Origin of the sequence: Geofilum rubicundum JCM 15548 (assembly GCF_000974365.1) — a bacterium.
Lineage (GTDB): Bacteria > Bacteroidota > Bacteroidia > Bacteroidales > Marinilabiliaceae > Geofilum > Geofilum rubicundum.
Genome location: NZ_BAZW01000017.1, coordinates 60345 through 67501 on the forward strand (window position 1 = coordinate 60345; position 7157 = coordinate 67501).

The following is a 7157-nucleotide window of genomic DNA, read 5'->3' on the forward strand; positions in this document are numbered from 1 at the left end:
TGCAGTCGGAAAGAATCGTAAGAAGGCATTTTAATCAAGTAATTTAATACATTGGACATGAGTAAAAAAGCATTGTTGTTGGGTTCGGTTCTTCGGAAGCTTACCAATTATTTTATGGCGGCATTTTTCTTGATGCTGCTTGCCTGTAGTTCACCAGAGGTGAGGTTCTACAATGAAGGCATTCGTATTGTTCCTCAACCCAATGACCTGGTAGCAGGAGAGGGTTCATTCACTTTGAATCAGAAAACTGTTTTTGTGGCTGACGATGCGGCTGAAGTCCGGTCTGTCATTGGCTTTTTCCATGGAAAGATAGAAGCCGCGACCGGTTTTAATCTGACTATTCAATCAGATGAGGTATCCGCCAATTTTATTTCCGTTAAAATAGCGCCGGAGCGTGAAATGGGAGATGAAGCCTATGCTTTAACGGTATCAGAGGCCGGGGTAGCGATTGAAGCTAAAACCGCACGCGGTGCTTTTTATGGCCTGCAGACCATGTTGCAGCTTTTACCGGCCGAAATTGAAAGTCCGGTAAAGGTCACAGATGTACCTGGGAGATGCCGGCGGTAAGCATTAACGATGCGCCGCAGTTCCCCTACCGGGGAATGCACCTGGATGTTTGTCGCCACTTTATTCCGGTTGAGGATGTTAAGAAGCACCTGGACATGATGGCATTGTTCAAGCTCAATAAATTTCACTGGCATCTGACAGAGGACCAGGCCTGGCGCATTGAAATCAAGAAATATCCTTTGCTGACTGAGTTGGGTGCCACCCGTGTGGAAGGTGAGGGTTTTGTTCACGAAGGTTATTATTCTCAGGATGAGGTGCGTGAGATTGTGGCTTATGCGGCCGAACGCTACATCGATGTCATTCCTGAGATTGAATTGCCCGGTCATGCCCTGGCAGCCTTAGTGGGTTATCCGCAGTTCTCATGTACCGGAGGTCCATTTGAAGTGCGCATCGTGTGGGGTGTTGAGGAGGATGTTTACTGCGCAGGAAAAGAAGAGACTTTTGCATTTTTGGAGGACATTATTGACGAAGTGGTTGAGTTGTTTCCTTATGAATACTTCCACATAGGCGGAGATGAGTGTCCCAAGGACAGGTGGAAAGAGTGTGCTGACTGTCAGGCCCGCATTAAAGCCGAAGGTTTGAAGGATGAGTACGAACTACAAAGTTATTTTGTTCAGCGCATTGAGAAAGTCTTGCTGACGCACGATCGTAAAATGATTGGATGGGATGAGATACTTGAGGGCGGACTGGCAGCAACGGCTACAGTGATGTCGTGGCGCGGCGAAGATGGCGGAATTGCAGCAGCCGAGATGGGACACGATGTGATCATGACCCCGGGAGGTTGGTGCTACCTCGATCATTTCCAGGGTAGTAGCAAAGTTGAGCCTGTGGCCATTCATGGTTTTACCACCCTTGAGAAAAGTTATAGCTATCATCCTGTTCCCGAAGTTCTGAGTCCTGAAAAGGCCAAACATGTATTGGGTACTCAGGGCAATGTATGGACCGAGTATATGTACACTCCGGAGTTGGTCGAGTATTTCGTTTATCCCCGGATTATTGCCTTGGCTGAAGTGGGGTGGACCAAGCGGGAGCTCAAAGATTTTGATTCCTTTTTGGAGAGAATGCACAAGCAGTTTGTGCGCATGGATATGCACGACATTAATTACCATATTCCCCTGCCTGAAGGTGTCAAAAACCAGGAGGCCTTTACGGAGTCTATTGCGCTGGAGTTTACGACTACCCGTCCGGTTAAGCTGGTTTACACACTGGATGGTAGCGAGCCCCATGCTAATTCTCCGGTTTATACCGCGCCTTTGGAATTCACCGAAAGTGCCACGATAAAGATGGCTTCTTTATTGGAAACAGGAAGGATGAGTATGGTCAGAACCATTGATGTTAATAAAGAAACTTTAGCGGAGCCGGTTCAAGTGAGCGATGATCAGCCGGAATGAAAATGCGTGTTGCCGAGGGGCTATATCAAACCATTGGGGAACTGGATCAGGTGTCGGATTGGAAGGAAATGACCGTTGCTGGCAATGCAGGTTCTATCAACCGGCATTTTTCTTACAAGCAACCTTCTGCCGCTATTCTTACAGGTTACCTGAATATTGAAGAAGACGGCGTGTATGAGTTTTCTACCGACATTGACCACCTTTATATTGGTGACCGGCTTTTGATCAACAACGAAGGACAGGTTAGGAAGCATTCGCGAGAGGATGCCTCTATTGCTTTGTCCAAAGGCAAACATCCGGTAAAGATGATTTTTCTGAACAATGTTTCGGGAGGCTGGCCACTAATGTGGAGTGGTGCAGTGGTGCGTTACAAGAAGATTGGTGAGGAGAAATTCAGAGAATTTTCAGAAGTTGTATTGAGTTATTAAGTTTGGGTTTATAAGGCTCTGAAATTGTCTTAGGACGATTTCAGAGCCTTTTTTATGGCATGTCAGGCTTCTGCGGCGCTTGTGTCAAAGATTGGATGAAGATTTTTTTTTCATCAGGCTTTCATAGGCCGCTTCCATTATCAAAAAAAACGCTTGTCCCTCGGTGGATGTTCCTGCTATCGAGTAGGAAGGAGGTCCGGGAACGCCGGTGATGAAACCGAATTCATCGATGCTGGAATAAATGGCCTTGCGCATGTTGAGTGCAGTGGTTAGGTGTTGCTGATTCAACCAGCCTTGCTCTATTCCTTTGAATAGGGTATAGGCCAATCTTTCAGCCAGACTGGTTTCTATGAATGTATGGGGGTCATTTAGGGCATCATGAAAGAGATAATCGTCCCTCATTACGTTTAAACAGCCATTGAGGTGTTGTTTTACGTTGGAGATTAGAAGTGCTCTTTCCTGTTCCATACTTGCAGGTAGATATTCTATCAATTTTGTCATTCCGTGAATGGCGTGCCCGTTTGCTAAGCCCCATATTTTATCATTTGAGATAGTCTGGCTTTCATCGTTCCAGCGGTAGGCAAAGAGCGAAAGATCTTCAATCCATAAGTGTTCCCGAATGCCATTCAGCTGCTTAAGAGCCTCTTTTGGGAAGCCTGCGTAGGCCAGAAAGGGCGGAAGCATGTACATGGAGTCGGCCCAGACTTCAGGTCCGTGGTGAGAGTGATGTACCAACCCTTCTTTGGTCTTTGGGGCTTGGGAGAAAAAATAATTAAGCATCCGGTCAGCCGCCTCTTTTAATCTTTCATCTTTTAGAAGGACAGATGTCCGTAATACCGCTTCTCCGGGTGTGGCTGAATCCGTTATGCCGTTGGCAATCCCTAAAACGGCCAGGCGTCCGTCGCTGTCCTGGCGTAATACTGCTTCTTTAGCCATTAAAGTCATCATTGGAACATCTCCGATTTCAACAAAGGCCTGTGTGGCAATGCCGTGTTCCCAGTTCTGTTTTTGGGTGCTTAACATGGCCATCATCACTTTTTGACGAATGGGCGTATAAAAACTGCTTAAGTTTTCAGCATGTGCGTGCTTGTTTTTGGTTGCGGATAGTAGTGAGGGCAATAGGAGGGCACTGCTACTCAATCCGGATCTGATCAGGAAGTCGCGTCGTTTCATTTGTTTTTGAGCTTATTGCAAACATGCTCCGGGAACATCGTGCTAGGATGATCCTCGGAGCATGGTGCTGAGTGAATGTCAGGTGTGAATTATTGTGCTTGTTTCTCCAGGAACAGGGCTGCCGCTCCCAGTATGGCAACATCGTTTATGGCTGAAGGCATTATTTTTATGCGTTCAATGGTTTTAGAGTAGGGAAAAGAGCCCAGCTCCTGCTTCATTGCCTGCTCATAAAAAGGATAGGATTGTGAAACCGAACCGCCAATGATTATGGCAGCAGGATCTATGGTGAATAGAATGCACTTGATGGCATTGGCCAGATGACGACCATAGACTTCAAATATTTTGAGCGCATCCTCATCTCCTTTTGCAGCCATATTATATAAACCATTACCTCCCAGGCTGTTGTAAGTGTTAAAGAATTGTCCGCTGCAGTAATGTTCATAATTGCTGTCCAGGTAGGGTATCATCCCAAACTCTCCGGATCCACAATTTTGGTCCTGCAACAAACGTCCCCATTTGACAATACCGGCACCCAATCCCGTGCCGGTAATAAGCCCCACGAAATCGTCGAAGGCTTGTCCGGCGCCGAAAAACCTTTCGCCTGCAGCAAAGCAATTGGCATCGTTGTTGACATACACCGGTACCTTGAAATGGTCTGATAAAATACTTCCCACTGGGACTTCCTTCCAGGACGGGATGTTTTGAATGTCGTAAACCATGCCATCATGCGCATCTACAACCCCCGGAACGCCAATGCCAATGCCCTGAACTTTGGGTGTCCACACTTTTTCAACAGAGCTAATCAGCTTATCCATCACCTCCTGCCAGTTCTCCGTTTTGGGCACTTGAGTCGACTCAATGGCTATGGTATGGCTATCTAAGACTCTGCCGGCACGCATATTGGTTCCCCCTAAATCCACGCCGATTATTTCGGTTTTCTTCATTTTAATGATTTTTATAATTACTCCAGGTTACTTCCTTGTACCACTATCTCTAAACTGCTGGCATCTATGTTTTTGGCCTCAGCATGGCCGTTAATAGTGCGTCGCTCTCCGGGCAAAAGGCTGATGTAGTTATCATCCCAGAACACGGGTGTTATCGGCTCTTTAGTGTCCTTATCTGCGAGTGTAAGTTCAATAAAAAACGCTATTTTCTCAGTGGGATTGTGAACTTCAATTGAAAACATTAAGTCGTCTTGTACGGAGTAGTTGAATTCCACCCTTGCTTTTGACAGGTCGTTTAATGCTGTGAAATCGGCATGCTGCTTGTTGGGCGTCCAATACCAGGTGGTTTGGTCAAAATCAGGTATGTCGGCTACGGTCGACAGCCAGTAAAAATTGTTTTCAATTACATCACCGTTGCCATTCTTTAGTCGTAAGTTCAGGAAATAACTGGTGCTTAAATGGTCTAACTCCGGAAGCTTCAATATTTCCTGGGCACTATTGGCATCTATATCCACCGATTGATCATTGGAGAATAAAAGGTTGGAGTGGATGTCATACACCCGCGTTTGCAGCACGAGTCCATGATAGGCATTTAAATGGTCGTTGTTGATGTAAATGCTTTTGTCCCCATAATTATAAATGGGCACCAAAGGTGCTGCTGCCTTTTTGGTGCCATAAAAGGCGCCATTGGGCATGAGATAGTAATCAAACAGTTGCCAGTAAAAGGTGGGCCATGCCGAGTTAAACATCCATTGCACCACGCCGGTACTGTGAAATTTATTCACGGCAAAGGCTTCAAACATGGGGCGAATGGCTTCATAGCTACTCATCTGATTTTTCAAAAGAAAGGTCTCCAGATCCTGAGATTCCCCGTAGCGCGTGTTGAAGGCATTGAGGAAGCGATCCAGGTTTTCAAACTGATTTCGTCCGCTGTAATAGAGCCATATGCTGTCGATGGGCCAAAGATGGTCTTCCGGCAACATTTTTTTGATGGTAGATAAGGGGGGAATTTGTGGCCCGGGGCCTACCTCGGTGTTGAAGCCAAATGCGCCGCCATATCTTTTGTCGATGTACCAGTAAACTGGGGGCACCCAATCGTAGGGACCTTCCATTTTCACGCCGGTTGGACCGCTTATCTCACTCTGGCGGGGATCGCTGGCGCCCATCAGCATGGTGCCTCCGCAATAGCTAAGAATGGGGCGGGTCGTATCCGCTTTGGCCATTCGCTCGTTGAGCATGATTTCGAGACTTGGACGGGGTAGCTTGTCGCTCCCATAAGTCCATATGGCCACGCTTGGGTGCCGGCGGTGCCAAAGCACCTGGTCGCGGTAGTTGTTGGCATGCAGTGTTTTAGCTTCGGTTCCGCGGATGGAGACATAATCATCATGCGGAAAACCCAAATAGCTATCCCATTCCCAGTGGGCTGTCCATCCCAGCATCAGTAATAAGCCGTATTCATCGGCTTTATTCATGATGGTCCGGTTACGGCCCCAGAAGCTTTCCAATCGTATGGAATTGAGATTCATGTGTTGGGCATATTTCATTTGCGCCTCCACTTTTTCGTCCGGATCGGCCAAAAATATGTTGTCCACCCATCCGGCGCTTCTGATCATGACCTTTTGACCGTTGACCATAAAACCGCGATAGCCCGATTCGTTCCAAAAATCTTCTACCTCCCGGATGCCAAACCTAAAGCTCTCTTCGTCACTTGGCCGGGCGTCCACTTCCACATTCAGCGTTAAATCGTACAGGTATTGCTCCCCCATGTTGTTGGGCCACCATAGTCGGGCAGCATCCAATTGCAGTTCCGGGTATTCATTGGGTCTGAAAAATATTTCGCGATGTTCATTGGGTTGCAGTTCAACCTGCTGTTGGATGACAACATCATCAAAGGCGGCAGTCACCAGTGCGCGTTGAACTTCATGGCTGTGGTTGGTGAGTTCGGTTGACAGGGTCAGTTCAGCCGATTTAAGGGTTTCCTTATCGACTTTAGAAACTACATTGGCGTGACGCATGGAAACCGGACCGGTATGGCTCAGCAATACGCCCCGCCATATACCCATCAAGCGATCGGCCGGGGTGGGGTTCCAATCCACAAAGCCCTTGTGCACATCTTTTCCAAATACGGGCGGTATAATTTCTACGGCAAGGATGTTCCTACCCATTTTTAGGTAAGGCGTAATATCGAAGTTCCATACTCCATAAGAACCCTGAACGGAATCTTCACGGGCAATACGTGTCCCGTTTAGCCAGATATTGGCTTTGAAGTTGATGCCTTCAAAAGTGAGTTGGTAGAAATCTTTGTCGGACAAAGATTTAATCTCTATTTCCTTTCTGTACCACCAAGGCACTTCGTATGGCGTTTTATCCATGTTTTCGAGCACGTAGGGCTCAAAGATGTCCGGAAACATATCGTTCTGCATCAATCCATGCATCGCCGTGGCAGGTACTTCAATGGGGTATCCAAAGCTTTTATCAAAATGGCTGTTGGATATTTCTTCGCCATCTGCATCTGTGGATGCAGATGAAAAGAGTTGCCAGCCTGCTTCAAGGTAGGTCTTATGTTCTGTTACAGGGGCGTGAGCATGGCATGAGCCCATGCCTATAACGCCCAATAGCAGGGTTAGAATTGTGTTTAGCTTAGTCGTCATATC

At 47.1% G+C, this 7157-nt stretch carries 6 protein-coding genes; 3 read left to right on the forward strand and 3 right to left on the reverse strand.

Features of this window, described 5'->3' with window-relative positions; translation table 11 throughout:
* Window positions 1-57: 57 nt before the first annotated feature.
* The 3 genes from JCM15548_RS23645 to JCM15548_RS23655 are packed head-to-tail and all read left to right on the forward strand — an operon-like array spanning window position 58 to window position 2386.
* On the forward strand, window positions 58-567 hold the full coding sequence (locus tag JCM15548_RS23645; RefSeq protein ID WP_227625658.1) for a glycoside hydrolase family 20 zincin-like fold domain-containing protein: 510 nt from the start codon (window positions 58-60) through the stop codon (window positions 565-567).
* Complete coding sequence (locus tag JCM15548_RS23650) at window positions 555-1958, forward strand: beta-N-acetylhexosaminidase (protein ID WP_227625659.1); 1404 nt, start codon at window positions 555-557, stop codon at window positions 1956-1958. Before JCM15548_RS23645 ends, JCM15548_RS23650 begins: the two co-directional genes overlap by 13 nt.
* The gene (locus JCM15548_RS23655; protein WP_227625660.1) at window positions 1955-2386 is read left to right on the forward strand and encodes a PA14 domain-containing protein; all 432 of its coding nucleotides are present in this window, start codon (window positions 1955-1957) and stop codon (window positions 2384-2386) included. Before JCM15548_RS23650 ends, JCM15548_RS23655 begins: the two co-directional genes overlap by 4 nt.
* Before the next feature lie 84 nt (window positions 2387-2470).
* Here the strand turns inward: JCM15548_RS23655 and JCM15548_RS09810 are convergent, their stop codons facing one another.
* The 3 genes from JCM15548_RS09810 to JCM15548_RS09820 form a co-directional block, all read right to left on the reverse strand.
* Entirely contained in the window at window positions 2471-3559 is a 1089-nt protein-coding gene (locus JCM15548_RS09810; RefSeq protein WP_062124822.1) for a glycoside hydrolase family 88 protein, read from the reverse strand.
* 89 nt (window positions 3560-3648) lie between these two features.
* Window positions 3649-4503, reverse strand: coding sequence for an ROK family protein (locus JCM15548_RS09815; RefSeq protein ID WP_062124824.1), 855 nt, complete (start codon window positions 4501-4503; stop codon window positions 3649-3651).
* 17 nt (window positions 4504-4520) lie between these two features.
* A partial coding sequence (locus JCM15548_RS09820; RefSeq protein ID WP_157482617.1) for a glycosyl hydrolase 2 galactose-binding domain-containing protein occupies window positions 4521-7157 on the reverse strand: 2637 nt, incomplete at its 5' end.